The 22,816-nt window shown below is 54.9% G+C and carries 23 protein-coding genes; 9 read left to right on the top strand and 14 right to left on the bottom strand.

The features are described from left to right. Positions 1-11: 11 nt before the first annotated feature. The 4 genes from KI228_RS02985 to dolP all read left to right on the top strand — a co-directional run bounded on the left by KI228_RS02985 (position 12) and on the right by dolP (position 3,760). Entirely contained in the window at positions 12-2,066 is a 2,055-nt protein-coding gene (locus tag KI228_RS02985; RefSeq protein WP_044255894.1) for a penicillin-binding protein activator, read from the top strand. Continuing rightward, positions 2,024-2,419 carry a YraN family protein gene (locus KI228_RS02980; RefSeq protein ID WP_061070621.1) on the top strand — a complete coding sequence of 132 codons (396 nt, stop codon included), beginning with the start codon at positions 2,024-2,026 and terminating at the stop codon, positions 2,417-2,419. Before KI228_RS02985 ends, KI228_RS02980 begins: the two co-directional genes overlap by 43 nt. A 165-nt stretch (positions 2,420-2,584) precedes the next feature. After that, positions 2,585-3,175 carry a DnaA initiator-associating protein DiaA gene (gene diaA, locus KI228_RS02975; RefSeq protein ID WP_023246631.1) on the top strand — a complete coding sequence of 197 codons (591 nt, stop codon included), beginning with the start codon at positions 2,585-2,587 and terminating at the stop codon, positions 3,173-3,175. A 9-nt stretch (positions 3,176-3,184) separates the two neighbouring features. After that, a complete protein-coding gene (dolP, locus tag KI228_RS02970; protein WP_042998268.1) occupies positions 3,185-3,760 on the top strand; it encodes a division/outer membrane stress-associated lipid-binding lipoprotein in 576 nt (191 codons plus the stop codon). Positions 3,761-3,856: 96 nt separating this feature from the next. Here dolP and KI228_RS02965 read toward each other — a convergent pair whose 3' ends face one another. Then, on the bottom strand, positions 3,857-4,894 hold the full coding sequence (locus tag KI228_RS02965) for a permease (protein WP_044328263.1): 1,038 nt from the start codon (positions 4,892-4,894) through the stop codon (positions 3,857-3,859). 69 nt (positions 4,895-4,963) lie between these two features. Further along, complete coding sequence (locus KI228_RS02960) at positions 4,964-5,605, bottom strand: NAD(P)H-binding protein (protein WP_061070622.1); 642 nt, start codon at positions 5,603-5,605, stop codon at positions 4,964-4,966. A 128-nt stretch (positions 5,606-5,733) separates the two neighbouring features. Here KI228_RS02960 and yhbO point away from each other — a divergent pair, with 128 nt between their 5' ends. Next, the gene (gene yhbO / locus KI228_RS02955; RefSeq protein ID WP_042325142.1) at positions 5,734-6,252 is read left to right on the top strand and encodes a protein/nucleic acid deglycase; all 519 of its coding nucleotides are present in this window, start codon (positions 5,734-5,736) and stop codon (positions 6,250-6,252) included. On the opposite strand, the gene KI228_RS02950 is transcribed toward yhbO, so the two are convergent. Next, a complete protein-coding gene (locus KI228_RS02950; protein ID WP_061070623.1) occupies positions 6,232-6,675 on the bottom strand; it encodes a YhbP family protein in 444 nt (147 codons plus the stop codon). The two genes, yhbO and KI228_RS02950, sit on opposite strands and share 21 nt — an antisense overlap. 52 nt (positions 6,676-6,727) lie before the next feature. Between KI228_RS02950 and KI228_RS02945 the strand changes: the two genes are divergently transcribed. Further along, entirely contained in the window at positions 6,728-7,030 is a 303-nt protein-coding gene (locus tag KI228_RS02945; RefSeq protein WP_044263627.1) for a GIY-YIG nuclease family protein, read from the top strand. On the opposite strand, the gene KI228_RS02940 is transcribed toward KI228_RS02945, so the two are convergent. Both KI228_RS02940 and ubiT read right to left on the bottom strand, forming a co-directional pair. Beyond that, entirely contained in the window at positions 7,017-7,520 is a 504-nt protein-coding gene (locus tag KI228_RS02940; RefSeq protein WP_042998273.1) for a GNAT family N-acetyltransferase, read from the bottom strand. The genes KI228_RS02945 and KI228_RS02940 overlap by 14 nt on opposite strands. Beyond that, the gene (gene ubiT / locus KI228_RS02935; RefSeq protein ID WP_042998274.1) at positions 7,514-8,038 is read right to left on the bottom strand and encodes a ubiquinone anaerobic biosynthesis accessory factor UbiT; all 525 of its coding nucleotides are present in this window, start codon (positions 8,036-8,038) and stop codon (positions 7,514-7,516) included. The genes KI228_RS02940 and ubiT overlap by 7 nt, the downstream gene beginning before the upstream one ends. A 220-nt stretch (positions 8,039-8,258) precedes the next feature. On the opposite strand from ubiT, the gene ubiU reads away from it, so the two are divergent. From ubiU to KI228_RS02920, 3 genes are all read left to right on the top strand, one after another. Further along, a complete protein-coding gene (gene ubiU / locus KI228_RS02930; protein WP_042998275.1) occupies positions 8,259-9,254 on the top strand; it encodes a ubiquinone anaerobic biosynthesis protein UbiU in 996 nt (331 codons plus the stop codon). Between the two features lie 8 nt (positions 9,255-9,262). Next, entirely contained in the window at positions 9,263-10,141 is an 879-nt protein-coding gene (locus KI228_RS02925) for a U32 family peptidase (RefSeq protein WP_042998276.1), read from the top strand. A gap of 80 nt (positions 10,142-10,221) precedes the next feature. Then, a complete protein-coding gene (locus tag KI228_RS02920; RefSeq protein WP_042998277.1) occupies positions 10,222-11,229 on the top strand; it encodes a luciferase-like monooxygenase in 1,008 nt (335 codons plus the stop codon). A gap of 86 nt (positions 11,230-11,315) precedes the next feature. Here the strand turns inward: KI228_RS02920 and mtr are convergent, their stop codons facing one another. From mtr to infB, 9 genes are all read right to left on the bottom strand, one after another. Next, positions 11,316-12,560 (bottom strand): tryptophan permease, encoded by a 1,245-nt coding sequence (mtr, locus tag KI228_RS02915; RefSeq protein WP_042998278.1) that lies wholly within the window; start codon positions 12,558-12,560, stop codon positions 11,316-11,318. 143 nt (positions 12,561-12,703) lie between these two features. After that, complete coding sequence (gene deaD / locus KI228_RS02910) at positions 12,704-14,581, bottom strand: ATP-dependent RNA helicase DeaD (protein ID WP_042998279.1); 1,878 nt, start codon at positions 14,579-14,581, stop codon at positions 12,704-12,706. Beyond that, positions 14,574-14,654, bottom strand: a complete 81-nt coding sequence (yrbN, locus tag KI228_RS02905; protein WP_010723222.1) for a protein YrbN — start codon at positions 14,652-14,654, stop codon at positions 14,574-14,576. The genes deaD and yrbN overlap by 8 nt, the downstream gene beginning before the upstream one ends. A 105-nt stretch (positions 14,655-14,759) precedes the next feature. Then, entirely contained in the window at positions 14,760-15,644 is an 885-nt protein-coding gene (gene nlpI, locus KI228_RS02900) for a lipoprotein NlpI (protein ID WP_042998280.1), read from the bottom strand. A gap of 109 nt (positions 15,645-15,753) precedes the next feature. After that, positions 15,754-17,889, bottom strand: coding sequence for a polyribonucleotide nucleotidyltransferase (gene pnp, locus KI228_RS02895; RefSeq protein WP_042998281.1), 2,136 nt, complete (start codon positions 17,887-17,889; stop codon positions 15,754-15,756). A gap of 245 nt (positions 17,890-18,134) precedes the next feature. Beyond that, positions 18,135-18,404, bottom strand: coding sequence for a 30S ribosomal protein S15 (rpsO, locus tag KI228_RS02890; protein ID WP_000059465.1), 270 nt, complete (start codon positions 18,402-18,404; stop codon positions 18,135-18,137). Positions 18,405-18,553: 149 nt separating this feature from the next. After that, positions 18,554-19,498, bottom strand: a complete 945-nt coding sequence (gene truB, locus KI228_RS02885; RefSeq protein ID WP_061070624.1) for a tRNA pseudouridine(55) synthase TruB — start codon at positions 19,496-19,498, stop codon at positions 18,554-18,556. Beyond that, the gene (gene rbfA, locus KI228_RS02880; protein ID WP_042998283.1) at positions 19,498-19,899 is read right to left on the bottom strand and encodes a 30S ribosome-binding factor RbfA; all 402 of its coding nucleotides are present in this window, start codon (positions 19,897-19,899) and stop codon (positions 19,498-19,500) included. Before rbfA ends, truB begins: the two co-directional genes overlap by 1 nt. Before the next feature lie 210 nt (positions 19,900-20,109). Then, positions 20,110-22,800 (bottom strand): translation initiation factor IF-2, encoded by a 2,691-nt coding sequence (gene infB / locus KI228_RS02875; protein WP_042998284.1) that lies wholly within the window; start codon positions 22,798-22,800, stop codon positions 20,110-20,112. Positions 22,801-22,816 lie beyond the last annotated feature (16 nt).

Here is a 22,816-nt window from a genome sequence, read left to right as displayed (position 1 = left end):
CTGGATACAGTATGGTACCCTTAACATTCTCTCGTTTAAAAGCCGCGCGCTGTCTGCCCATCGTTCTGGCAGCCCTGATTTTCGTCGGCTGTGGCACCCAGGCGCCCGATCAGAGCACTGCCCATATGCAGGGCGCAGCGCAAGCTGATTCCGGCTTTTATCTGCAACAGATGCAGCAAAGCGCAAATGATAGCAAGACCAACTGGCAATTACTCGCCATTCGTGCACTGCTGAAAGAAGGCAAAAGCCAGCAGGCTATCGAACTGTTTAATCAGTTGCCGCAGGATCTGAATGATTCCCAGCGCCGGGAACAGTCGCTGTTAGCCGTTGAAATCAAACTGGCACAGAAAGATTTTACCGGCGCGCAGTCGCTGCTGGAAAAGCTCACCCCGTCTGATTTTGAGCAAACTCAACAGGCTCGTTACTGGCAGGCGCAGATTGACGCCAGCCAGGGCCGTCCGTCACTCTCACTGCTGCGCGCCCTGATTGCTCAGGAACCGCTGCTTAGCGAGAAGGATAAGCAGAAAAACATCGACGCCACCTGGCAGGCGCTGTCGTCAATGACGCCGGAGCAGGCCCAGGCTCTGGTGATCAATGCCGATGAAAACGTATTGCAGGGCTGGCTGGATCTGCAACGCGTCTGGTTTGATAACCGCAGCGATCCGGACATGATGAAAGCAGGTATTGCCGACTGGCAAAAACGCTATCCGCAGAATCCAGGCGCAAAAATGCTGCCAACCCAACTGGTTAACGTACAGAGCTTTAAGCCCGCGTCCACCAGCAAAATCGCCCTGTTGCTGCCGCTAAATGGTCAGGCTGCGGTGTTTGGTCGCACCATTCAACAAGGCTTTGAAGCCGCCAAAAATCTCGGTACGCAACCGGTCGATACGCAGCCCACCGCGCAACCGACTCCGGTTGCGGCCACAACGCCAGCAGACCCGCAGCCGCAGCTGACAGATGGCGTCGCCAGCCCTTCTCAGGCGTCAGTGAGTGATTTGACCGACGAACAGCAGGCCGATCAGCCTGCTCCGGTCAGCGCGCCGCAGGCTACGCCAGCGCAGCCAGCCACCGCAAGCGCGGCGGCAAATCCTTCCGCAGAACTGAAAATTTATGATACCAGCGCCCAACCGCTCGATCAGATCCTGGCGCAGGTTCAGCAGGATGGCGCGAGCATCGTGGTCGGTCCGCTGCTGAAAAACAATGTCGACGAACTGGTCAAAAGCAACACCCCGCTGAACGTACTGGCGCTTAACCAGCCGGAATCGGTACAGAGTCGGGCAAACATCTGTTACTTCGCTCTCTCACCGGAAGATGAAGCGCGTGATGCCGCGCGCCATATTCATGAACAGGGTAAACAGTCACCGCTGCTACTTATCCCGCGTAGCGCGCTTGGCGATCGTGTTGCTAACGCCTTTGCCCAGGAGTGGCAAAATCTGGGAGGCGGTACGGTATTGCAGCAGAAATTTGGCTCAACGGCGGAGCTGCGTATGGGCGTTAACGGCGGTTCCGGCATTGCCTTAACCGGTAGCCCCGTTGCCGCGAGCACGCCGTCTCAACCTGGCGTCACTATTGGCAATTTAACCATCCCGGCCCCACCAACGGATGCGCAAATCAGCGGTAACGGAGGTCGCGTGGACGCCGTCTATATTCTGGCAACCCCGAATGAGATAGCCTTCATCAAGCCGATGATCGCCATGCGCAACGGTAGCCAGAGCGGTGCAACGCTGTACGCCAGCTCACGTAGCGCGCAAGGGAATGCCGGCCCAGACTTCCGTCTGGAAATGGATGGCCTGCAGTACAGCGAGATCCCAATGCTGGCAGGCGCGAACCCGTCGCTGATGCAGCAGGCACTCGGTGCCGTGCATAACGACTATTCGCTGGCGCGCATGTATGCAATGGGCGTCGATGCCTGGTCGCTGGCCAACCATTTCTCCCAGATGCGTCAGGTGCAGGGCTTTGAAATTAACGGGAATACCGGCGCGCTGACCGCCAGTCAGGACTGTGTGATTAACAGGAAGTTATCATGGCTCCAGTACCAGCAAGGGCAGATCGTCCCCGCCAGTTAACGAGCAAGCAGACTGGTGACGCGTGGGAAACCACCGCGCGTCGCTGGCTTGAGCGCAAGGGACTGCATTTCATCGCCGCCAACGTGCGTGAACGCGGCGGCGAAATTGATCTGATTATGCGTGATGGCAAGACAACCGTCTTTATTGAGGTCCGCTACCGACGCTCTGCGGCATTCGGTGGCGCCGCTGCCAGTGTGACGCACAGCAAGCAACGCAAAGTATTACAGGCCGCCCGTTTGTGGCTCGCGTGCCACAATGGGAGTTTTGATACTGTGGATTGCCGGTTCGATGTGTTAGCCTTCACCGGAAATGACGTTGAGTGGTTGAGAAATGCCTTTACCGACTGCTCATAATTGAAGATTCAGAGCAGACCCATTGGGCATATATTGTTGCAGCCAGTTTGGACACGGACAGCGCGGAACCACCGGCGCGTACATGTCGTACGTGAAGAGTGGGAGCACCGCCCAGGTCCAAATGGCAAATAAAATAGCCTGATGGATTAGCTCTTAAGGATTAGCGTGTTAGACAGAATCAAAGTCTGCTTTACCGAAAGCATTCAAACGCAAATTGCCGCGGCAGAAGCCCTCCCGGATGCTATCTCTCGTGCCGCCATGACGCTGGTTCATTCACTGCTCAATGGCAACAAAATTCTCTGTTGTGGTAATGGGACATCCGCTGCCAACGCACAGCATTTTGCTGCCAGCATGATCAACCGTTTTGAAACAGAACGTCCTAGTTTACCTGCGATTGCACTAAATACGGATAATGTGGTCTTAACAGCGATTGCCAACGACCGCCTGCATGACGAAGTGTATGCAAAACAGGTTCGGGCGTTGGGTCATGCGGGTGATGTCTTACTGGCCATCTCGACGCGCGGTAACAGCCGCGATATCGTGAAGGCCGTGGAAGCAGCGGTCACGCGAGACATGACGATTGTGGCATTGACCGGATATGACGGAGGTGAACTGGCTGGACTGTTAGGGCCACAGGATGTTGAGATCCGCATCCCTTCGCATCACAGCGCACGCATTCAGGAAATGCATATGCTGACGGTAAACTGCCTGTGCGATCTGATCGATAACACGCTTTTCCCCCACCAGGATGATTAAGGAGTACACATGAAGGCTTTATCGCCAATCGCAGTCCTTATTTCTGCTCTGCTGTTGCAAGGTTGTGTGGCCGCCGCTGTTGTCGGAACCGCCGCCGTTGGTACCAAAGCAGCAACAGATCCACGTAGCGTAGGCACTCAGGTGGACGATGGAACCCTGGAACTGCGCGTCAACAGTGCGCTGTCGAAAGATGCACAGATCAAGAAAGAAACGCGAATTAACGTGACGGCTTATCAAGGTAAAGTGTTGCTGGTCGGCCAGTCGCCGAATAGCGAGCTCTCCTCACGCGCCAAACAGATTGCAATGGGCGTCGATGGTACCACCGAAGTCTATAACGAGATCCGTCAGGGTGAGCCGATTGGTATGGGCACCGCCTCAAACGACACCTGGATCACCACCAAAGTACGCTCTCAGTTATTGACCAGCGACCAGGTTAAATCTTCCAACGTGAAGGTGACAACCGAAAACGGTGAAGTGTTCCTGTTAGGCCTGGTGACCGAACGTGAAGCCAAAGCCGCGGCGGATATCGCCAGCCGGGTCAGCGGCGTGAAGCGCGTCACCACGGCGTTTACGTTTATCAAGTAAGTCGTTGTGTGCCGGATGACGGCGTAAGCGCCTTATCCGGCCTACAGAATGTACGACCGTAGGCCGGGCAAGCGAAGCGCCCCCGGCATTGCTGTTTTATATCAACGCAATACTTCCCACCATCACACCCGAAATCGCCACCAGCGCACCGGTCAGCCACAGCGCTTTTGCCGGAAACGCTTTACGTAGCATAATCAGCGACGGCAGGCTGACGGCGGGTAATGTCATCAGCAGTGCCAGCGCAGGCGCAGTTCCCATTCCTGCCAGCATCATGGTCTGCACAATCGGGATTTCTGCGGCAGTTGGGATCACAAACAGACAACCGGCTACCGCCAGCGCAATCACCCACAGCAGGCTGTTATCAATAGCGCCATCGGCATGAGGGAACAGCCAGACGCGCGCCGCACCCAGTACCAACACTGCCAGAATATAGACCGGGATGGTGCTCCAGAACAGCATCCATAGCGCTTTACCCCAGCGAACAAAGAACCCGCCCTGCTCGTCCGGCTGCGTGATTTCCACCGGCAATTCAGTCTGCGGAGGCTCTTTCACCCATTTTTGTACCAGCGTCGCCACTACCAGCACCATCGCCAGTCCAGCGACCAGACGGATCGCCGCGAAATGCCAGCCAAGGACAAAGCCCATAAACACCAGCGTCGCCGGGTTTAACAGTGGATTCCCCATCCAGAATGCCAGCGCACCGCCCATCGAAACCTGCTGGCGACGCATCCCCGCCGCCACCGGTGCAGCACAACAGGTACACATCATGCCGGGCAGAGAGAAAAGCGTACCGAACAGCGTGCCGCGAAAACGTGCCTGTCCAAGCGTGCGTAACAGCCAGTCACGCGGGATCAGAACCTGAATCAGCGAGCCGAGGATCACCCCCAATACCGCTGCCTTCCAGACCGCAATGAAATAGACCATCGCATAGTCCCAGGCTGCCTGCCAGGGGTTCGCATCGGCCTGCGCCAGAATAGATTTTCCGATACTGTGTGTTTCTGCGGCGGTGAAGGCTTTACCGTAGTAAGGTTGCCATTTCACATACCAGAGACCAACAATGACGACGAGAAAGAAAAGAGCGGGTTTCCACCATTGAAACGGTGTTGCCGCCTGAGACGAAGACTGACCAGCCATAGCATTCCCCAGGGAGTGTTAGATAATTTTGCCGGTGAATACTACGCCTTTGGGAAATGTTTGGAAATGCTATATTGACGCCGCCTTTTCCCGCAGTTGAGACGATGTCAGGATTGTTACCCCGTCATGTTCAGGCGCAAGCGCTTCCGCCAGCATCGCGCGCGCCACGTCCCGCGCCTCAATCGATTTCCAGTTGCCCGGCAGCAACCGGAACAACGGTGCAAACAGGGTTTCGTTCATCCGCTGCTTTGACCGATCGCCGAGCAGCATCGACGGACGCGCAATCGTCAGCGTTGGCCAATCTTGCGCAATCAGCGCCTCCTCCATTTCCCCTTTTACGCGGTTATAGAAAAACGGCGAATGGGCATTGGCCCCCATCGAACTCACCACCAGCATATGCTGCGCCCCCAGGCGGAGACCGGTCAACGCGGTGTCGACCACCAGCGTATAGTCGGCATGGATAAACGCCTCTTTACTGCCCGCTTCACGGCGGGTCGTGCCCAGGCAGCAAAAAACAATATCGATAGGATCGGTGACCTGCGCCAGCGCATCGGTCAGTTGCGGATCGTGGGGATTATAGACGCCAGGCATATCCGCCAGCGGACGTCGCGTTGGCGCGGCAATGGAATGGATCTTCGGTTCATTAAGCAACATCCGCAGTAAATGTCCGCCAACCAACCCGGTCGCCCCGGTAATCAGTACCTGACTCATCCTCGCTCCTTTCCAGAATTGTCCGCCTTGCACCCTCAGCCCTATCGACCAGGCTTAGTAGTTCACAAGGTAATTATCCATCATCAGGGAAAAATTGCCTTATCCAATGCAGATCCAGCGGAGGAAGCATGAGTAAGAAGATTGCCGTTTTAATCACTGACGAGTTTGAGGACTCAGAATTCACCTCACCCGCAGCAGAGTTTCGTCAGGCCGGGCATGAGGTTATTACGATTGAAAAACAGGCAGGTAAAACCGTAAAAGGGAAAAAAGGCGAAGCCAGCGTCACGATTGATAAAGCGATTGATGAAGTGCGTCCGGCCGATTTCGATGCGTTGCTGTTACCTGGCGGCCATTCTCCGGATTACCTTCGCGGCGATGACCGTTTCGTCACCTTTACGCGCGATTTCGTGAACACGGGTAAACCGGTCTTCGCCATCTGCCACGGACCACAGTTGCTGATCAGTGCCGATGTGATTCGCGGGCGTAAACTGACCGCCGTTAAACCGATCATTATCGACGTGAAAAACGCCGGTGCAGAATTTTACGATCAGGAAGTGGTGGTAGATAAAGACCAACTGGTGACCAGTCGTACCCCTGACGATCTGCCGGCGTTCAATCGCGAAGCATTACGCATCCTCGGTGCCTGACTGACGTAACCACACTAATTTTTTGCCAAAACCCAGGGTGTTGTCGGTGAACTTGAGTTCATCCACGCGGATTTCCCATACCGGCGCGGACAGCATTCTGGCAACCGGGAAGCGGCGAAGATAGGCCTGTCGTGCCGCGTCGCTTTCTTCCCCGGTCAGTTGACGAATCTCGCCTTTAAACTGCACGCCGCGAATCAATGCGACCGTTTTCGGTTGACCATTTACCGTTCCGGCAACGGGCGCTCGCGGTCCGGACATCTGCGCATGACGCGTTTTCTCTTCCGTCAGCAGATAAAAAGCGACCTTTTTGGCGTCGAAAAGGTAAAACGCATTTGCACACCACAGTTCACCTTCGCGATGCACGCACCAGGTCACAACGTGTTGTTTCGCCAGCCAACGACTGATCGCAGTGAGTGTTTCCATCTCGGTTCTCTTTTATACTGGATGACAGAAACGTAACACGCCGAAGGCCACGATGACACCCTGGTATCTTTATCTGATCCGCACCGCCGACAATGCCCTGTATACCGGGATCACGACCGACGTGGCACGCCGCTACCAGCAGCATCAATGTGGTAAAGGCGCGAAAGCGCTACGGGGGAAAGGGGAACTGACGCTGGCATTTTCCGCGCCGGTTGGCGACCGTTCACTGGCGCTACGCGCAGAATACCGGGTCAAACGCCTCACCAAGCGGCAGAAAGAGCGACTTGTCGCAGAAGGCGAAGGGTTTGCAGCATTACTGAATGACCTGCAAACCCCGACGCTTAAAAACGATTAAAGTGATCGTGATACTCGACCAGTCCCGTGACGCCGCTTAGTGCATCATCCGCTAAGCGATGCACCTGGAACGCACTTTCCGTGCCTGGCCAGCGGCAATGCAGATCGTGGTGGGCCGCCAGTTCGAAACCAAAACGGCTGTACAGTGCCGGATCGCCCAGGGTGACCACGGCGGCATAGCCAAATTCATTGAGTGAATCCAGTCCTTCATAAACCAGTTGGCGGGCCAGACCTTGTCCACGATAGTTTTCGTCTACCGCCAGCGGTGCCATACCAACCCACTGCAGATCTTCGCCCTGCACGTCGACAGGGCTGAATGCCACATAACCCACCACCTGACCTTCATCGTCGGTGGCGACCAGACCGAGTGTCAGAAAACCATCTTCACGTAGGTCGTGAACCAGTTTCGCTTCCGCATCGCTTTCGAATGAACGACGCAGCAGGGCATCAATGCCGGGGGCGTCAATGGGAATTTCTACTCGAATCAGCATGGTTCACCTACCGATGTTTGTTTGGTTTCTGGCGAGTATTTCATGCCCGCCTCAACAAAATCCGCCAGTTGCAGCAGCATAACACGCAACGCTTTGGGCATCTGCTCCAGGTCAATGGCATCCATCAGGTTTTTCACATACAACCCTAACTCCGTATCCCCTTCGATCACCAGACGGCGCTGGAAGAAGAGCGTATCCGGATCCTGCTTACGTGCGGCGATCATCAACAGATCGCTGGCATCAGCGCTAAAACTCACGTCGGCTTGCGCATCCTCGCAGACGATCAGTTTGTCATTCTCGACCGAGGTATACCACTTCAGACCGATATCGCGAACCGTAATGCTTAACCAACGGCCTTCCAGGAATTCCAGTTCACCGTCTGCCAGGGCCTGGCGAAACTGCCAGCTCAGGACCTGTTGCAGAACCTGGCGTTGCAGTGCAAAGGGCGTCAGTTTAACTGGCACACTCATCAGAGACGGACCGAAATGTACTAAGCGTGAACGCAGCTTATCTAACACGAGCTTTACTCCCTGTTTCAATTATCCTGCTATTTTGCCATATCAGATAAACGACATAGCGGCGTAAATCAACAATTGCGTACGAAATCTCTACCTCTTTATTACTGATATCAATACGACTTTAACTGCCTTAAATCAAAAATTGTCGCAGCAAGGTTAACTAAAATCCTTGTTCGTTAACAATTATGCGTCCCAGGCGGCGCAATCTTCAGGATAAATTATGGAGCTGCTCTGCCCTGCCGGAAATCTCCCGGCGCTTAAGGCGGCCATCGAAAACGGCGCTGATGCTGTTTATATCGGGCTTAAAGATGATACCAACGCCCGCCACTTCGCCGGCCTTAACTTTACCGAGAAGAAATTGCAGGAAGCGGTGAGTTTTGTCCATCAACACCGCCGTAAATTGCACATCGCCATTAACACCTTTGCGCATCCAGATGGTTATGCCCGCTGGCAGCGCGCGGTGGATATGGCCGCGCAACTGGGTGCGGATGCGCTGATCCTTGCCGATCTCGCGATGCTTGAGTATGCCGCAGTTCGTTATCCGCATATTGAGCGCCATGTCTCTGTTCAGGCTTCGGCAACAAATGAAGAAGCGATCAACTTTTATCATCGCAATTTTGACGTTGCCCGCGTCGTCCTGCCACGCGTGCTCTCGATTCATCAGGTGAAACAGCTTGCCCGCGTGACGCCGGTGCCGCTGGAAGTTTTTGCTTTCGGCAGTCTATGCATTATGGCGGAAGGTCGCTGTTATCTCTCGTCCTGGTTAACCGGTGAATCTCCTAATACGGTAGGCGCCTGTTCCCCTGCCCGCTTTGTACGCTGGCAGCAGACACCGCAGGGGCTGGAATCTCGTCTGAATGAAGTGTTGATCGACCGCTATCAGGATGGGGAAAACGCCGGTTATCCGACGCTGTGTAAAGGGCGTTACCTGGTTGACGGTGAGCGTTACCACGCACTGGAAGAACCAACCAGCCTGAACACGCTGGAACTGCTGCCGGAACTACTGGCGGCGAATATTGCCTCGGTGAAAATCGAAGGCCGTCAGCGCAGCCCGGCCTATGTCAGCCAGGTCGCGAAAGTGTGGCGTCAGGCGATCGACCGCTGTGTGGCCGACCCGCAAAACTATACGCCGCAAGCAGCCTGGATGGAGACGCTCGGCGCGATGTCCGAAGGCACTCAGACGACGCTTGGCGCGTATCACCGTAAATGGCAGTGAGAAAAGCAATGAAATATTCCTTAGGGCCGGTGCTTTACTACTGGCCGAAAGAGACGCTGGAAGACTTTTATCAGCAGGCCGCTGCCAGCAGCGCGGATGTTATCTATCTCGGTGAAGCGGTGTGCAGCAAACGCCGCGCCACGAAAGTCGGCGACTGGCTGGATATGGCGAAGTCGCTCGCCGGTAGCGGTAAGCAGGTGGTACTTTCAACGCTGGCGCTGGTACAAGCCTCTTCTGAGCTGAATGAGCTGAAGCGTTATGTCGAAAACGGCGACTTTTTGCTGGAGGCCAGCGATCTTGGCGTGGTGAATATGTGCGCCGACCGCAAACTCCCGTTTGTCGCCGGACACGCGCTGAACTGCTACAACGCGGTCACGCTGCGCCTGCTGCTCAAACACGGAATGGTGCGCTGGTGCATGCCGGTAGAACTGTCCCGCGACTGGCTGGTGAACCTGCTCAATCAGTGTGATGAACTGGGGATTCGCCAGCAGTTTGAAGTGGAAGTCCTGAGCTACGGGCATCTGCCGCTGGCTTACTCCGCTCGCTGTTTTACCGCTCGTTCGGAAGACCGGCCGAAAGATGAATGCGAAACCTGCTGCATCAAGTACCCGAATGGCCGCGACGTGCTCTCCCAGGAGAATCAACAGGTGTTCGTCCTCAATGGCATTCAGACCATGAGCGGCTATATCTACAATCTGGGGAACGAATTGACGTCAATGCAGGGACTGGTGGATATTGTGCGTCTGTCACCGCTGGGAACCGAGACATTCGCGATGCTTGACGCCTTCCGCGCCAACGAAACGGGGCACGCGCCGTTGCCGCTTACCGCGCACAGCGATTGCAATGGCTACTGGAAACGGCTGGCGGGTCTCGAACTGCAGCCCTGATAAATAGCTCACTTTGTTAACAACATTAACTAATCTTTAATGCAGTATGAAAAGATTAACTGGTAACAAAGTGAGCCGTTATGACTGACAAAACCATTCCTTTCTCGGTGCTGGATCTGGCACCGATTCCTGACGGATCTTCAGCAAAAGAGGCGTTCTCGCACTCGCTGGATCTCGCCCGCCTCGCGGAAAAACGAGGCTACCACCGCTACTGGCTGGCGGAACACCACAACATGATCGGTATCGCCAGTGCAGCAACGTCGGTACTGATTGGCTATCTGGCCGCCAACACCCGGACTTTGCACCTCGGTTCCGGCGGCGTCATGCTTCCCAATCACTCACCGCTGGTCATTGCCGAGCAGTTCGGTACGTTGAATACGCTCTATCCGGGACGCATTGATCTCGGCCTGGGCCGCGCGCCGGGCAGCGACCAGCCGACAATGCGAGCCCTGCGTCGCCATATGGGCGGCGATATCGATAACTTCCCTCGCGACGTCGCTGAGCTGGTGGACTGGTTTGACGCACGCGATCCAAATCCGCAGGTGCGCCCGGTGCCTGGCTACGGCGAGAAGATCCCGGTCTGGCTGTTAGGTTCCAGCCTCTATAGCGCGCAGTTAGCCGCACAGCTTGGCCTGCCGTTCGCTTTTGCCTCCCACTTCGCACCGGATATGCTGTTCCAGGCGCTGCATCTGTACCGCACGCAGTTCCGGCCATCCGCGCGGCTGGAAAAACCGTATGCAATGGTGTGCATCAACATCATTGCCGCCGACAGTAACCGTGATGCAGAGTATCTTTTCACCTCGATGCAGCAGGCTTTCGTCAAGTTGCGGCGTGGCGAAACGGGCCAACTCCCGGCGCCGATTCAAAATATGGATCAGTTCTGGTCGCCGTCAGAACAGTATGGTGTGCAACAGGCGCTGAGCATGTCGCTGGTGGGTGATAAAACGAAAGTACGCCACGGACTGGAGTCTATTCTGCGTGAAACCCAGGCGGACGAGATCATGGTTAACGGGCAGATTTTTGACCATCAGGCGCGTCTGCACTCGTTTGATCTGGCGATGGATGTGAAAGAAGAGTTGGTGGGGTAGTTTTTTTTGCCAGATAGCGGCTTCGCCTTATCCGGCCTATTCAATTCCTGTCGACCCGGTAAGCGTAGCGCTACCGGGCATTTTGGTTACTGGTACACAGGCAATAAATTAAAGCTCGACAGGATATGTACCAGCGCGTTACCGACACCAAAAACCAGAATCAGGACAATCATCGGCTTACCACCCCAGACACGGAATTTCGGGCTACCAAAGCGCTGACGCGATTTACGTGCCAGCAGAGCCGGTACAATCGCGGCCCAGATGGTCGCCGCCAGTCCTGCATAACCAATGGCATACAGGAAACCGTTCGGCCACAGCAACCCACCGGCGATTGGCGGCACAAAGGTAAGCAGCGCCGTTTTGAAGCGCCCCAGCGCCGAATCATCGAAACCAAACAGATCCGCCAGATAGTCAAACAGTCCCAGCGTCACGCCGAGGAATGAACTCGCCACCGCAAAGTTGGAGAACACCACCAGCAACAGGTCCAGACTGCGACTGTTCAGCACGCCGCTTAGCGCCTGAACCAACACATCAATATTGCCGCCCTTCTGCGCGATACCGATAAACTCTGGACGCGGAATGTTTCCCATCGTTCCCAGCAACCAGACGGAGTAGAGCACCAGCGCCAGCAGCGTACCGTAGACCAGGCACTTCACAATAGTGCGCGGATCTTTGCCGTAGTATTTCATCAGGCTCGGGACGTTACCGTGGTAACCAAAGGACGCCAGACAGAATGGCAGCGTCATCAACAGGTACGGCGTATAAGAGGCGTGACTTTCCGAGACGTTAAACAGCGTGGTCGGCGTGACGTGCCCGAGCAGACTGCCGAAGGTCAGGAAAAAAGTAATGACTTTCGCACCCAGCACGATCGCCGTCATGCGACTCACCGCTTTGGTGCTCAACCACACCACAAACGCCACCAACAGGGCAAAACCAAACCCTGCCGCACGCGCAGGCACATTCAGCGACATTTCGCTGAAGGTATGGTGCAAAATCGAACCGCTCGCCGAAATATAGGCGTAGGTCAGGATATAGAGCACGAAGGCAATAGAAATACCGTTGACGACGTTCCAGCCTTTGCCCAGCAGATCTTTGGTGATGGTGTCGAAGCTTGAACCGATACGATAGTTGAGGTTGGCTTCGAGGATCATCAAACCGGAATGCAGCATGCAGAACCAGGTAAAGACCAGCGCCGCCATTGACCAGAAAAACCACGCCCCGGACATGACCACCGGCAGAGAGAACATCCCTGCGCCGATAATGGTGCCGCCGATGATCACCACGCCGCCGAGCAGCGAAGGTGATGTCTGGGTGGTGGTTAGTGTTGCCATTTAGCGATTTCTCCAGCGAATAATGTTGTGACGGCATTTTAATGTGTCGCACTGTACCAGTACAATAGTACAAATGAAATAAAAAAAGCCCCGATAGTTTTACCGGGGCTGTATCTATTACTTTACGTCAGTAAGCAAGATGTTTACGCGTCACGACGACGGCTGGAGCCTTCTTCACGACGTGGTGCACGGCTACCTTCGCGACGTTCGCCGCTGAAACGACGCCCATCACCACGACCACCTTCACGACGCTCACCGCCGAAGCCACGACCACCTTCACGACGCTCGCCACCAAAGCTACGACCACCGCCACGACGTTCAGTGTGCGGCTGTGCATCGCCCAGCAGCTGCATGTTCATCGGCTTGTTCAGGATGCGAGTGCGCGTAAAGTGCTGCAGGACTTCACCCGGCATACCTTTCGGCAGTTCGATGGTGGAGTGCGAAGCGAACAGCTTGATGTTACCAATGTAACGGCTGCTGATGTCGCCTTCGTTTGCAATCGCGCCAACGATATGACGAACTTCAACGCCATCATCACGGCCCACTTCAATGCGGTACAGCTGCATATCGCCAACGTCACGACGTTCACGACGCGGACGGTCTTCACGGTCGCCACGCGGGCCACGATCGTTACGGTCACGCGGACCACGATCGTCACGGTCGCGGAACTCACGCTTCGGACGCATCGGCGCATCTGGCGGCAGAATCAGCGGACGTTCGCCCTGCGCCATCTTAAGCAGAGCGGCAGCCAGAGTTTCGATATCCAGCTCTTCGTCTTCCGCCGTCGGCTGCAGTTTCGCCAACAGCGCACGGTACTGATCCAGATCGCTGCTTTCCAGCTGCTGCTGTACTTTAGCCGCAAATTTTTCCAGACGACGTTTGCCCAACAGTTCAGCGTTCGGCAGTTCAACTTCCGGAATGGTCAGCTTCATCGTGCGTTCAATGTTACGCAGCAGACGACGCTCGCGGTTCTCAACGAACAGCAGCGCACGGCCTGCACGACCCGCACGACCGGTACGACCGATACGGTGAACGTAAGACTCGGAATCCATTGGGATATCGTAGTTTACGACCAGGCTGATACGCTCAACGTCCAGGCCACGGGCCGCAACGTCGGTTGCAATCAGGATATCCAGACGACCGTCTTTCAGACGTTCCAGGGTCTGCTCACGCAGCGCCTGGTTCATGTCGCCGTTCAGCGCGGCGCTGTTATAGCCGCTACGCTCCAGCGCTTCAGCCACTTCCAGAGTCGCGTTTTTGGTACGAACGAAGATAATCGCCGCATCAAAATCTTCCGCTTCCAGGAAACGCACCAGCGCTTCGTTTTTACGCATGCCCCAGACAGTCCAGTAACTCTGGCTGATGTCCGGACGGGTAGTGACGCTGGACTGAATGCGCACTTCCTGCGGCTCTTTCATGAAGCGGCGGGTAATGCGACGAATCGCTTCCGGCATGGTGGCAGAGAACAGAGCGGTCTGATGACCTTCCGGGATCTGCGCCATGATGGTTTCAACGTCTTCGATGAAGCCCATACGCAGCATTTCATCGGCTTCGTCCAGTACCAGACCGCTCAGACGAGACAGATCCAGGGTACCGCGTTTTAAGTGATCAAGCAGACGACCCGGCGTACCGACGACGATCTGCGGCCCTTGACGCAGGGCGCGTAACTGCACGTCATAACGCTGGCCGCCGTACAGGGCAACCACGTTCACGCCGCGCATGTGTTTAGAGAAATCCGTCATCGCTTCGGCTACCTGAACCGCCAGTTCGCGGGTCGGGGCCAGCACCAGAATCTGAGGTGCCTTCAGCTCAGGATCAAGATTGTTGAGCAGCGGTAAAGAGAACGCTGCCGTTTTGCCGCTACCGGTCTGGGCCATACCCAGAACATCGCGACCGCCCAGCAGATGCGGAATGCACTCTGCCTGGATTGGAGATGGTTTTTCGTAACCCAGATCGTTAAGGGCTTCAAGGATAGGAGCCTTCAGGCCCAGATCTGCAAAAGTGGTTTCGAATTCAGCCATGTAGTACGTGTGCCTCAAAATTAATGGCGGCCAGTCTACATAACTCATCATGAAATTGATCTGCAATTTTCATTGAAAAGTGTGAACCGGCTCAAAGTAGGTGTATTAACGAACAACAACGCCCTCACCCGCGAAGGTGATGGCAATCAAAAAGATTACGGGCTGATGTGTACGTCAGCTATTGCTGGTCCGATTCTGCCAGGTCATCTTGGTCCTGGCCCAGGAGCGATAATTCCAACAATGCATATCGGTGCTCAACAAAGTTATGAACGTTGTTAGCCACCGCCAGTTTGAACAATGCCGTAGCGTTGTCCAAATCCCCCAGACTTAGGTAGTACTTACCTAAATAGAAGTTGGTTTCACTGAGATGCTCAGCGAGCGAGGTGTTATCCGTTGCGTCCGCCTTGAGCCTATCCATCAGCGTTGCTTCGCTAATGTTGCCCAGGTAGAACTCGACAATGTTCCATCCCCATTGTTCTTTATCCGATTTCTCGAAGCGCTGTTTCAGCGCGACTTTTGCCTGCTTCTCATCGAGCTTCTGCTCGGCGAGATAAAGCCACAGGCTGCGGAAAGGATCATTGGGATCGTCTTGATAAAACGCCAGCAGATCATCTTGCGCTAACTTATCGCGACCGCCGTAATACAATGCGATACCGCGATTTAAGTGCGCGTAGTTGTAAGTTGGATCAAGCTCAAGTACAGAATCAAACGCTTCATAGGCAGCATCAAAATTGCCTGCCTGCGTTAAATAAATGCCTAAGTAATTGAATACTTCAGGCATATCAGGTCGGATTGCCAGCGCTTGTGAAAAATCATTTCGCGCCAATGCCCTCAGACCGAGACTATCATACAACACTCCGCGCTCATATAAAAGCTGTGCGCGTTCGTCATCGGTTAAAGCCCGACTGGCAAGAATTTGTTCCATGCGTGCCAGAATCACTTCCTGCTGCAAAGTCGGTTGCAATGGTACTGCGAGGACTTCACTCTTACGCCAGGTGGAGTTACTGCATCCAGCCAGCGTGAGTGCTGTTGCCACGAAACACCAGCGCAAAAAAGGCTTCATTTCCCACTCCCGAAGACAACGATTAATTGAACGTCCTGTTCCCCGGTTGCTAACAAGGCGTCCTGCCAGGTTAAAAGCCCTCCGCAACGGCGGAGGGCAAATGGCAACCTTACTCGCCCTGTTCGCTTACCGGAGCTTCCGGTGCGGCGGCAGGCTGAGATTGTTCAGTTGCTTCTTTAATGCTCAGACGTACACGGCCCTGGCGGTCAACTTCCAGAACTTTAACCGGTACTTCCTGGCCCATCTGCAGGTAATCGGTCACTTTCTCAACGCGCTTATCTGCGATCTGCGAGATGTGTACCAGACCTTCTTTACCGCCGCCGATGGCAACGAACGCACCAAAGTCGACGATACGGGTCACTTTACCGTTGTAGATACGGCCCACTTCGATTTCTGCGGTGATCTCTTCGATACGGCGAATTGCGTATTTCGCTTTTTCACCGTCGGTTGCTGCGATTTTCACGGTACCGTCATCTTCGATTTCGATGGTGGTGCCAGTCTCTTCGGTCAGCGCACGGATCACAGAACCGCCTTTACCGATCACATCTTTGATTTTGTCCGGGCTGATCTTAATGGTGTGGATACGCGGTGCAAACTGAGAAATGTCGCCGCGTGGCGCGTTAATCGCCTGTTCCATCACGCCCAGGATATGCAGACGCGCACCTTTAGCCTGGTTCAGAGCAACCTGCATGATCTCTTTGGTGATACCTTCAATTTTGATATCCATCTGCAGCGCAGAGATACCGTCGCGGGAGCCCGCAACTTTGAAGTCCATATCGCCCAGGTGATCTTCGTCGCCCAGGATGTCAGACAGAACAACGTAGTTGTCGCCTTCTTTCACCAGACCCATCGCGATACCCGCAACGGCCGCTTTGATCGGCACGCCTGCGTCCATCAGCGCCAGAGAGGCACCACACACGGAAGCCATGGAAGAAGAACCGTTGGATTCGGTGATTTCAGAAACCACACGCACGGTGTACGGGAATTTATCCAGATCCGGCATCACTGCCAGCACGCCGCGCTTCGCCAGACGACCGTGACCAATTTCACGACGCTTCGGAGAACCGACCATGCCGGTTTCGCCGACGCAGTACGGAGGGAAGTTGTAGTGGAACAGGAAGTTGTCAGTACGCTCGCCCATCAGTTCGTCGAGGCTCTGCGCATCACGGGTGGTACCCAGGGTTGCGGTAACCAGCGCCTGAGTTTCGCCACGAGTGAACAGTGCGGAACCGTGGGTACGTGGCAGTACGCCAGTACGCACGTCCAGACCACGGATCATGTCTTTTTCGCGGCCATCAATACGCGGTTCGCCGGCCAGTACACGGCTACGCACCACGTTTTTCTCGATTGCGTGCAGGATTTCACCCAGTTCGTTAGCGTCCAGGGACTCATCTTCTGCAACCAGCGTTGCGATGGTTTCAGACTTGATCACGTCAACCTGAGCATAACGCTCTTGTTTGTCGGTGATACGGTAAGCGTCGCTCAGGCGAGATTCTGCCAGGGCTGCAACGCGCGCGTTCAGCGCTTCGTTCACCGCTTCCGGCTGCCAGTCCCAACGTGGTTTACCGGCTTCTTTCACCAGTTCGTTGATTTCTTTGATAACCACCTGCTGCTGTTCGTGACCAAACACGACAGCACCCAGCATCTGGTCTTCGCTCAGCAGTTCTGCTTCGGATTCAACCATCAGTACGGCGGCTTCCGTACCGGCAACGACCAGATCCAGTTTGCTCTCTTTCAGCTCGTCCTGAGTCGGGTTCAGTACGTACTGGTCATTGATATAACCCACACGTGCCGCACCGATTGGGCCGTTGAACGGAATACCAGACAGAGACAGTGCAGCAGAGGCACCGATCATCGCGACGATATCCGGGTTAACCTGCGGGTTAACGGAAACGACGGTTGCGATAACCTGAACTTCGTTCACGAAACCTTCCGGGAACAGCGGACGAACCGGGCGGTCAATCAGACGCGCGATCAGGGTTTCGCCTTCGCTTGGACGGCCTTCACGACGGAAGAAGCTACCTGGGATGCGGCCAGCAGCGTAGGTACGCTCCTGATAGTTAACGGTCAGCGGGAAGAAGTCCTGGCCCGGCTTCGCTTTTTTCTGGCCGACAACGGTCACGAATACCGCCGTGTCATCCATGCTAACCATAACAGCGGCAGTGGCCTGACGGGCCATCATGCCGGTTTCCAGCGTAACGGTATGCTGACCGTACTGGAATTTACGAACGATCGGATTAAGCAAAATAATATCCTTTCCAATTTTTTGGCGACACAGACTGAATCGCCGTTAATACCCGATCTTCTGCGCATCCTCGCGACTAATGACAACCCTAACCCATACGAAATTGGGTAAAGCCTCTCATTAGCCGCGCGAACCTCTGCAACGGAAGATCATTCATAGCAACAATACAATAGTTTCCAGTGAATTGCTGCCATCTGCTTGAAAAAAGGGGCCATGAAGGCCCCCTTTTACGAAACTCGCAAGAATTAGCGACGCAGACCCAGACGCTCGATCAGCGCGGTGTAGCGTGCAACATCTTTACGTTTCAGGTAGTCGAGCAGTTTACGACGCTGAGAAACCATGCGCAGCAGACCACGACGGCTGTGGTGATCTTTTTTGTGCTCTGCAAAGTGGCCCTGCAGGTGGTTAATCTGTGCAGTCAACAGTGCAACCTGAACATCGGTAGAACCGGTGTCGTTTGCATCACGACCAAACTCAGAAACGATTTTAGCTGTAGCTTCAGTACTTAGAGACATTTTAAAACTCCAAAGTATTAAGTATGAAAGGACGCCGATCTCTAATTCAGCGTTCCCAGTGTACGCCAGGTGAACTGTTAAAAAATTCACGCGACGTTAAGCGGCAGTATTCTACTCGTAGCGCCTTCTTATCGCAAGACGAACCCGTGCTACACCGGATACTCCACCACTAATCGGCGAGGCGCCACGCGACCTTCGTCGTCGATCTCGCCCATACCGATAAATTTACCGTCATCACCTTCCGTGACACGGACTAACCCTTCCTGCGGGGCGCCGTTCGTGCGAACCGGGTTACCGTTTTTGAAGTAAACCGATGAGGTTAGCGGCAAATTAACGACAGGGTAGTCCGATGCCGGACTGTCCATCGGCATCAACAGCGGATCAAGCAACTGTGCTGCCGGGATCCCCTGTTGCTCCGCCTGTTCGACCATTTCACGCAGACGCTCCAGCGTGACCATACGATCCACCGGATATTTGCTGACCGTCAGACGACGCAGGAAGATCACATGCGCGCCACATCCCAGCTTCTCACCCAGATCGTCAATAATAGTACGAATATAAGTGCCTTTCGAACAGTGCACTTCCAGCTCCAGTTCATCCTCTTCATGACGGATAAACAACAGCTCGTAAACGGTAATCGGTCGGGCTTCACGCGGCACTTCAATGCCCTGACGCGCGTATTCGTACAATTTTTTACCCTGATACTTCAGCGCCGAATACATCGATGGCACCTGCTCGATATCACCGCGGAACGTGTCCAGCGCGGCCGCCAGTTGCTCGGGGGTGAAGGCGACCGGGCGCTCCTGTACGATTTGCCCATCGGCATCGGACGTGTCTGTACGCTGTCCCAGACGGGCAATCACCCGATAACGCTTGTCAGAATCCAGCAGATACTGCGAAAACTTGGTCGCTTCCCCGAGGCAAATCGGCAGCATGCCGGTCGCTAACGGATCCAGCGCCCCGGTATGCCCGGCGCGATTGGCGTTATAAATGCGTTTAACTTTTTGCAGTACATCATTGCTGGACATGCCCTGCGGCTTATCCAGCAGCAGGACACCGTGAATGTCGCGACCACGACGACGAGGACGACTCATTAGTCCTCCTTGCTGTCGTCCGGGTTTACACGACGTTCTTCGTCATGTTTAACCACGTTGGTCACCAGGTTGGACATGCGCATCCCTTCCACCAGCGAATTATCGTAGAAGAAGGTCAGTTCCGGCACGATACGCAGTCGCATCGCTTTACCCAGTAGGCTACGGATGAAGCCGGACGCTTCCTGTAACGCTTTGATGCCTGCCTTAATAGCGTCTTCATCTTTGTCATTCAGGAAGGTGACATACACTTTGGCATACGCCAGATCGCGAGACATTTCGACACCGGAAACGGTGGTCATCATGCCCAGACGCGGGTCTTTAATTTCGCGCTGCAGGATGATTGCGATCTCTTTTTGCATCTCCTGTCCCACGCGCTGCGGGCGACCAAATTCTTTCGCCATAATAAATTCTCCAGACAAAAAAGGGGCCCTAAGCCCCTTTTAAAAATTATTGCCGGGTGGCGCTTCGCTTCCCCGGCCTACGCAAAACCATCTTCTAAGTATTTTGGGTTGCAACAAGGCAACAAGGGCGTGAATCCCCGGAGCATATAACTATGTGACCGGGGTGAACGCTCGTAGCCAACGCAGTGGCGGCCCAAAAGACGACGAAGATTATGCGATGGTACGTTGAATCTCGATGATCTCGAACACTTCGATCATATCGCCAACGCGAACGTCGTTGTAGTTCTTCACGCCGATACCACATTCCATACCGTTACGGACTTCGTTAACGTCATCTTTGAAGCGGCGCAGGGATTCCAGCTCGCCTTCGTAGATAACCACGTTGTCACGCAGGACGCGGATTGGGTTGTGACGTTTGATCGTCCCTTCGGTAACCATACAGCCCGCGATGGCACCAAATTTCGGTGATTTGAACACGTCACGTACTTCAGCCAGACCGATGATCTGCTGTTTCAGTTCCGGAGACAGCATACCGCTCATCGCCGCTTTCACTTCATCGATCAGGTTATAGATGACGGAGTAGTAGCGCAGATCCAGGCTTTCGGATTCAATCACTTTACGCGCAGAGGCATCCGCACGAACGTTGAAGCCAACCAGAATCGCGTTGGACGCTGCGGCCAGGGTTGCGTCGGTTTCGGTGATACCACCGACACCAGAACCGATGATCTTCACTTTCACTTCGTCGGTAGACAGTTTCAGCAAGGAGTCGGAGATCGCTTCCACAGAACCCTGAACGTCGGCCTTCAGCACGATGTTCACTTCGTGAACTTCGCCTTCGGTCATGTTGGCGAACATGTTCTCGAGTTTAGATTTCTGCTGACGTGCCAGTTTCACTTCACGGAATTTGCCCTGACGATACAGTGCAACTTCACGTGCTTTCTTCTCGTCACGTACCACGGTCACTTCGTCACCGGCTGCCGGAACACCGGACAGACCCAGGATTTCCACCGGAATGGACGGACCTGCTTCCAGAACTTCCTGACCCAGTTCGTTACGCATCGCACGAACGCGACCGTATTCGAAGCCGCACAGTACGATATCGCCTTTATGCAGCGTACCTTCGCGCACCAGTACGGTAGCAACCGGACCACGACCTTTATCCAGGAAGGATTCGATAACCGCACCGCTCGCCATCCCTTTACGGACCGCTTTCAGTTCGAGAACTTCGGCCTGCAGCAGGATCGCATCCAGCAGTTCGTCGATACCAGTACCTGCTTTTGCAGAAACGTGGACGAACTGGCTCTCACCGCCCCACTCTTCCGGCAGAATGCCATACTGGGACAGTTCGTTTTTAACGCGATCCGGATCGGCTTCCGGCTTATCGATTTTGTTTACTGCAACCACAACCGGCACACCCGCCGCTTTCGCGTGCTGGATAGCTTCGATGGTCTGCGGCATCACGCCGTCGTCTGCTGCAACAACCAGAACCACGATATCCGTTGCCTGTGCACCACGAGCACGCATGGAGGTAAACGCGGCGTGGCCCGGGGTGTCCAGGAAGGTGATCATACCGTTGTCGGTTTCAACGTGGTAAGCACCGATGTGCTGGGTAATACCACCCGCTTCGCCAGAGGCCACTTTCGTTGAACGAATGTAGTCCAGCAGAGACGTTTTACCATGGTCAACGTGACCCATGATGGTCACCACCGGTGCGCGCGGTTCAGCCGCAGCACCCGTATCACGGTCGCTCATTACGGCTTCTTCCAGCTCGTTCTCACGACGCAGGATAACTTTGTGGCCCATTTCCTCGGCAACCAGCTGTGCGGTTTCCTGGTCGATCACCTGGTTGATGGTCGCCATTGCACCCAGCTTCATCATCGCTTTGATGACCTGAGAGCCTTTAACCGCCATCTTGTTCGCCAGATCGCCAACGGTGATGGTTTCGCCAATCACAACGTCACGGTTAACAGCCTGCGCTGGCTTCTGGAAGCCCTGCTGCAGTGCGGAACCTTTACGCTGTTTGCCGCCTTTACCACCGCGAACCGCGGCACGCGCTTCTTCACGGTCGGCTTTGGATTCAGCGTGTTTGTTGCCTTTCTTCGCCGGACGCGCCGCTTTCGTGTTGCGGCCACGGCCACGACCGCCTTCCACTTCACGATCGTTTTCGTCTTCGGCCTGGCGAGCGTGCTGAGAAGTGGTGACATGATAATCGCTCTTATCTTCTTCCACTTTTTCCTGCTCAGCCCACACGCCTGCATTCTCTTCCGCCATACGGCGAGCTTCTTCCGCTACGCGGCGCGCTTCTTCTTCAAGCTTGCGGCGTGCTTCTTCTTCCGCTTTACGCTTCAGCTCTGCAGCTTCATTCTCACGGCGGGCTTTCTCGGCCTGGGCGGTTTTGGTCATATCGTCAGTCTGTTGATTGCTCACTTTGTCTTTTTCCGCAGCTTCGCGTTTCGCTTTATCAGCGGCGTCACGCTTAGCTTGTTCTGCGGCCTCACGGTCAGCTTTTTGTTGCGCCTCGCGTTTGGCCATTTCTTCTGCCTCACGACGGGCCTGCTCTTCCGCTTCACGCTGCGCTTGCTCTTCCGCGGCAAGGCGTTCGGCCTCTTGCGGATCACGTTTCACAAAGGTGCGCTTCTTGCGGACTTCGATTTGTACCGATTTGCTTTTTCCACCGGTACCTGGAATGTTCAGGGTGCTACGCGTTTTACGCTGCAGCGTCAGCTTATCCGGGCCAGAACCATTTTCACGGTTCAGGTGCGCCAGTAAAGTCTGTTTTTCTTGTGCGGACACAGAGTCATCAGCAGACTTCGGGATACCGGCATCAGCAAATTGCTGTACCAGGCGATCCACGGAGGTCTGTATCTCTGCGGCCAGCGTTTTTACGGTTACATCTGTCATGCTGTTCCTTCCTGCT

It is taken from the genome of Citrobacter amalonaticus (assembly GCF_018323885.1).
Classification (GTDB): domain Bacteria; phylum Pseudomonadota; class Gammaproteobacteria; order Enterobacterales; family Enterobacteriaceae; genus Citrobacter_A; species Citrobacter_A amalonaticus.
Note: the sequence above shows the minus strand (reverse complement) of the source record. Positions and strands in the feature narration are given on the sequence as shown.

Coding starts and splice junctions, on each gene's coding strand:
- KI228_RS02940 (WP_042998273.1), bottom strand. CDS start 7,520: ATGCTGATTCGAGTAGAAATTCCCATTGACGCCCCCGGCATTGATGCC.
- KI228_RS02965 (WP_044328263.1), bottom strand. CDS start 4,894: ATGGCTGGTCAGTCTTCGTCTCAGGCGGCAACACCGTTTCAATGGTGG.
- nlpI (WP_042998280.1), bottom strand. CDS start 15,644: ATGAAGCCTTTTTTGCGCTGGTGTTTCGTGGCAACAGCACTCACGCTG.
- KI228_RS02920 (WP_042998277.1), top strand. CDS start 10,222: ATGACTGACAAAACCATTCCTTTCTCGGTGCTGGATCTGGCACCGATT.
- dolP (WP_042998268.1), top strand. CDS start 3,185: ATGAAGGCTTTATCGCCAATCGCAGTCCTTATTTCTGCTCTGCTGTTG.
- KI228_RS02950 (WP_061070623.1), bottom strand. CDS start 6,675: ATGGAAACACTCACTGCGATCAGTCGTTGGCTGGCGAAACAACACGTT.
- yhbO (WP_042325142.1), top strand. CDS start 5,734: ATGAGTAAGAAGATTGCCGTTTTAATCACTGACGAGTTTGAGGACTCA.
- KI228_RS02925 (WP_042998276.1), top strand. CDS start 9,263: ATGAAATATTCCTTAGGGCCGGTGCTTTACTACTGGCCGAAAGAGACG.
- KI228_RS02985 (WP_044255894.1), top strand. CDS start 12: ATGGTACCCTTAACATTCTCTCGTTTAAAAGCCGCGCGCTGTCTGCCC.
- rbfA (WP_042998283.1), bottom strand. CDS start 19,899: ATGGCGAAAGAATTTGGTCGCCCGCAGCGCGTGGGACAGGAGATGCAA.
- infB (WP_042998284.1), bottom strand. CDS start 22,800: ATGACAGATGTAACCGTAAAAACGCTGGCCGCAGAGATACAGACCTCC.
- ubiU (WP_042998275.1), top strand. CDS start 8,259: ATGGAGCTGCTCTGCCCTGCCGGAAATCTCCCGGCGCTTAAGGCGGCC.
- KI228_RS02945 (WP_044263627.1), top strand. CDS start 6,728: ATGACACCCTGGTATCTTTATCTGATCCGCACCGCCGACAATGCCCTG.
- rpsO (WP_000059465.1), bottom strand. CDS start 18,404: ATGTCTCTAAGTACTGAAGCTACAGCTAAAATCGTTTCTGAGTTTGGT.
- yrbN (WP_010723222.1), bottom strand. CDS start 14,654: ATGAAAATTGCAGATCAATTTCATGATGAGTTATGTAGACTGGCCGCC.
- KI228_RS02960 (WP_061070622.1), bottom strand. CDS start 5,605: ATGAGTCAGGTACTGATTACCGGGGCGACCGGGTTGGTTGGCGGACAT.
- mtr (WP_042998278.1), bottom strand. CDS start 12,560: ATGGCAACACTAACCACCACCCAGACATCACCTTCGCTGCTCGGCGGC.
- KI228_RS02980 (WP_061070621.1), top strand. CDS start 2,024: ATGGCTCCAGTACCAGCAAGGGCAGATCGTCCCCGCCAGTTAACGAGC.
- truB (WP_061070624.1), bottom strand. CDS start 19,498: ATGAGTCGTCCTCGTCGTCGTGGTCGCGACATTCACGGTGTCCTGCTG.
- deaD (WP_042998279.1), bottom strand. CDS start 14,581: ATGGCTGAATTCGAAACCACTTTTGCAGATCTGGGCCTGAAGGCTCCT.